The following is a 3464-nucleotide window of genomic DNA, read 5'->3' on the forward strand; positions in this document are numbered from 1 at the left end:
GTAACTCAATGATCTTCAAGGAATGCACCCCGTTAGCCATCCATATTGCGTAAAATCAACGCTACACCTCATACGTTCTTTCATGGGAGTTGAAGACTATTTTTATTGAAACGTTACTTCCCCAACTATTTTTTCATTAAAAAAGGAAATATTTTGTTGTGGTAAGTTAATCTGTTTTGAACAAAATAATCATAAAAGGTGGTGTGATAATGAAACGAATTTATGTTATTTTTATGTTACTTTTATGCTCCTTATTGATTTTAGGCTTATCTGTTTCTGCCCAAGAAACAGATAAGCCCAAAGTGATAAGTTTTCATGGTGAAAGTGAAAATTGGTTGGGTGCTTTTACAGCTGAATTTACAGGTGAAAGAATAACAGAAATAGGGTATATAAAATATAAAGGGGAAGATGTTAATTCTGTAGGGCTTGTTGAAGTCACATATGAAACAAATAGCGGTGGACTATCAAGTATTAGCTATTTAGCAGGTCTAGATTCAATTGATTCACCTATAGGAGAAAAAGGTACTTCAACTACCAAAGGAGCTGTAGGGAATAATAATCAATATTCTAAAACAAAATTTATTAAAGTGACTGTGGAATGGGGTGAAAAAACAGAGTCATTTAATTTATACAAAAAATAAAAAATTAGTCGAATGGTGTTTTAAAATACACCATTCTTTGTTATTACAAATACACTAAACTTCCCTACTGTCACTAAACTGCTCCTTTAGTTCAATAAGAAAAAAAGAGCTGCATTTGCAACTCAATGATCTTCAAGTAAAGTACTCCGTTAGTTGAAGAACATTGAGTTAGCAACTTTAAGCAAATCATCTACTGTAACATTTTCTTTCGTTGAGTAACTAATACTAATTGAATACCTTGAATTTCCATTCTGAAAAATAAGTTGAGAGGCAAGTGGGAAGTTTGGTTGATACAGTGCATTAGTTCCATTTTTCAAGGAGTAAAATTCATCATTTTCGCCCTTGAGTGTCTCTAAATCAGTATTGTGTGGTACTACCTTTATCTGTAACAATCCTCCTAAACCAGCACTTCTATAACGTAACATCAGTACATCTTCGTCTACATACCCATCTATATGAGTAATATCAAAAGGGAACTTTGAAGGGGGGCGTATATTTGTTTTATTCTTTGCTTCATACTCCTTTATAGCTTTAGATTCATTCATAAACGGATTGGAACCATCGTATACAACCCTAATATCAGTTATTTTTTCTTTCTTAAATGTAATTTCCCAAATAAAAGCTATTCTTCCTTGCAAGTAATTTTCATCATCATCGAAATAAGCAATTGTTACACTAATATTTTCTTTAGGTGAAGGTAATCCAGTAACTTTTCTTATAGGTGTATCTTCCCTGATTTCAGGAATGTCAACATCTGAAGCAAGATATGTCCTCGCCTGTTCTTCATCTTTTTTAGTTAATGCAATAACAAATTCACTTCCTATTTTAACGATATCGAGTGTTGCCATAACAGGCTGGATAACTAAAAATACCAAAGTAAATGCCATTAATATAGTTAATATTTTCTTCATTTTCATCACCAAGGTTATTTTGCCCTTGATAATTAATTTTATCCCTTCTTGAATTAACCTGCACCATTAGTTCAATAAAGAAAAAAGAGCTGCATATGCAACTCAATGTTCTTCAAGTAAAGCCCCCGTTAGTTTAAGTATATTTATTCACATACTTTTAAAACTACTTTATTTTTAAGGCTAAAACTTTAATTCGGGAACGTTATAAACGTTTATTTTGTATACTTTATAAATCTTTAATGAGCTAAAGTAATCATGAATTTATTAAAAATAAAAGAATTTTTATAGCTGTATTAATGCCCCCTGTTTATAGTGCAACAATAAATCTTGCAATAACTTTACTTAAAATTTTCTCCTAGCTAAAATATGCCCTGGAGTAAACTACTAAAAAAAGAAACAATAACAATAATGAAAGAAGTAGAGTAATAATATTAAAACCTATCACTAAAAAGTTTTTTGCTAGCCCTCCAAACACTACGCCACTAATAGATAGCACTATTATTAATCCAGATAAAAAGAATTCGTCAATATCTGTATATAGAATTATGCCAAAAGATAATAAACTGAAGAATACCATAAGCCATGAAAAATTACTGTACTTTCTCAAATAAACACATCCCCATATAATAGTTGAATAATGAAAATGCACCCAAAGCGTCGTTTGTGAAAATTTCCGAAATGCTTGTTGCACTAATGCACCCGTTAGTTGAATAAGGAACTGTCTAAAAAATTATAAAATAATCATCAAAACATATACCATCTAGGTTAAAAAGCATTTTGTATTCTCCAATTTGATTATCTTTATAGATGATTGGAATGTATGTAGTAACGTAATCAAAACCGTACTGCATAAAAGCATCTTTATTCCAAGCATCAATAAAAAGTCCAAGTCGATTCATCTTAATTATCAATTGCCCTTTATCCAAATCCGCACCGAAAACTTCAAGAAATTCCTCTTTTTGTTCCTCTTTATAGTTATTAAACATTTCCCAAAAGCCTTTGATTGTATTACTTTCAATGGAGTGATTCTCTGCCCATTTTCTTAGTTCATTGGTATTCACCTTTTTAATTTCCCCCTTTTAATGTTAATTCTATATCAAGGAATAGAAGATTCTTATTAAACTAACCTGCTCCTTTAGTTCAATAAGAAAAAAAGAGCTACATATGCAACTCAATGATCTTCAAGTAAAGCCCCCTTTAGCTTAAGTACATTAGTTCACAAACTTAATTGTTTTACTGTTCACTTATTACAGGAACGCTTACCCTTTAGATCAATAACTTCAACCAAAAAGTCTTTGATTTGTTTATTTTATTCCGTTAAATAATTCAGAAGATCACTAATTCTGCTCTTTCTAAACTGATATGTAAAGTGATCATGCTTTGGAATGATTGTTTACCTGTTCAAAAAAGCCCCCCTCTTGATAAAGTATGGTTGTAATTTCTTCTGCTTCTTTTATTTTCTTTTCATTTTCAGCATGTAGTTCAGAACTACTTATTGAAGGGGAAGCTTCAGATATTTCTCCTTTAGTTGAGACGTTATAGATGAATAGAAAAGACACAACAAATAAAATCCCACTGGTTCCAATTAAAGTGATTTTGCCCTTTTTTATTCTGTACACTTCCTTTTTTACTATAAATATATGGCTGTATAAAAAGTTTTAAACATGCTTAAGTTCTTCAACTAAACTGCCCCTTTAGTTCAATAAGAAAAAAAGAGCTACCTATGCAACTCAATGATCTTCAAGTAAAGCCCCCGTTAGTTGAATAAGAAGGGAGTCAGATTTACAACGATAAGACTTCACTTTTTATACAAGATTTTATTCATCAAAGACATTAGTGCAATATCAATCAAATGCTTCAAAACCTTTTCCATGACTGACTTTTAACAAAAGTGCATAAAACAACGCATAAG

4 protein-coding genes are annotated in these 3464 nt (G+C 31.1%); 1 reads left to right on the top strand and 3 read right to left on the bottom strand.

Annotation, left to right across the window (positions count from 1 at the left end; all coding sequences use genetic code 11):
* Window positions 1-209 precede the first annotated feature (209 nt).
* Window positions 210-641: a hypothetical protein gene (locus LZ480_RS19520; RefSeq protein WP_241371210.1), complete on the top strand. Its 432-nt coding sequence runs from the start codon at window positions 210-212 to the stop codon at window positions 639-641.
* 149 nt (window positions 642-790) lie between these two features.
* Here LZ480_RS19520 and LZ480_RS19525 read toward each other — a convergent pair whose 3' ends face one another.
* The 3 genes from LZ480_RS19525 to LZ480_RS19535 all read right to left on the bottom strand — a co-directional run bounded on the left by LZ480_RS19525 (window position 791) and on the right by LZ480_RS19535 (window position 3111).
* A complete protein-coding gene (locus LZ480_RS19525) occupies window positions 791-1552 on the bottom strand; it encodes a hypothetical protein (RefSeq protein ID WP_241371211.1) in 762 nt (253 codons plus the stop codon).
* A gap of 722 nt (window positions 1553-2274) precedes the next feature.
* Window positions 2275-2613 (bottom strand): hypothetical protein, encoded by a 339-nt coding sequence (locus tag LZ480_RS19530; RefSeq protein WP_241371212.1) that lies wholly within the window; start codon window positions 2611-2613, stop codon window positions 2275-2277.
* 312 nt (window positions 2614-2925) lie between these two features.
* The gene (locus tag LZ480_RS19535; RefSeq protein WP_241371213.1) at window positions 2926-3111 is read right to left on the bottom strand and encodes a hypothetical protein; all 186 of its coding nucleotides are present in this window, start codon (window positions 3109-3111) and stop codon (window positions 2926-2928) included.
* Window positions 3112-3464 lie beyond the last annotated feature (353 nt).

Origin of the sequence: Solibacillus palustris, from assembly GCF_022549215.1 — a bacterium.
Lineage (GTDB): Bacteria > Bacillota > Bacilli > Bacillales_A > Planococcaceae > Solibacillus > Solibacillus daqui.

Excerpts from the sequence above, each read along its gene's own strand:
- LZ480_RS19520 (WP_241371210.1), top strand. The coding sequence starts at position 210 with ATGAAACGAATTTATGTTATTTTTATGTTACTTTTATGCTCCTTATTG.
- LZ480_RS19525 (WP_241371211.1), bottom strand. The coding sequence starts at position 1,552 with ATGAAGAAAATATTAACTATATTAATGGCATTTACTTTGGTATTTTTA.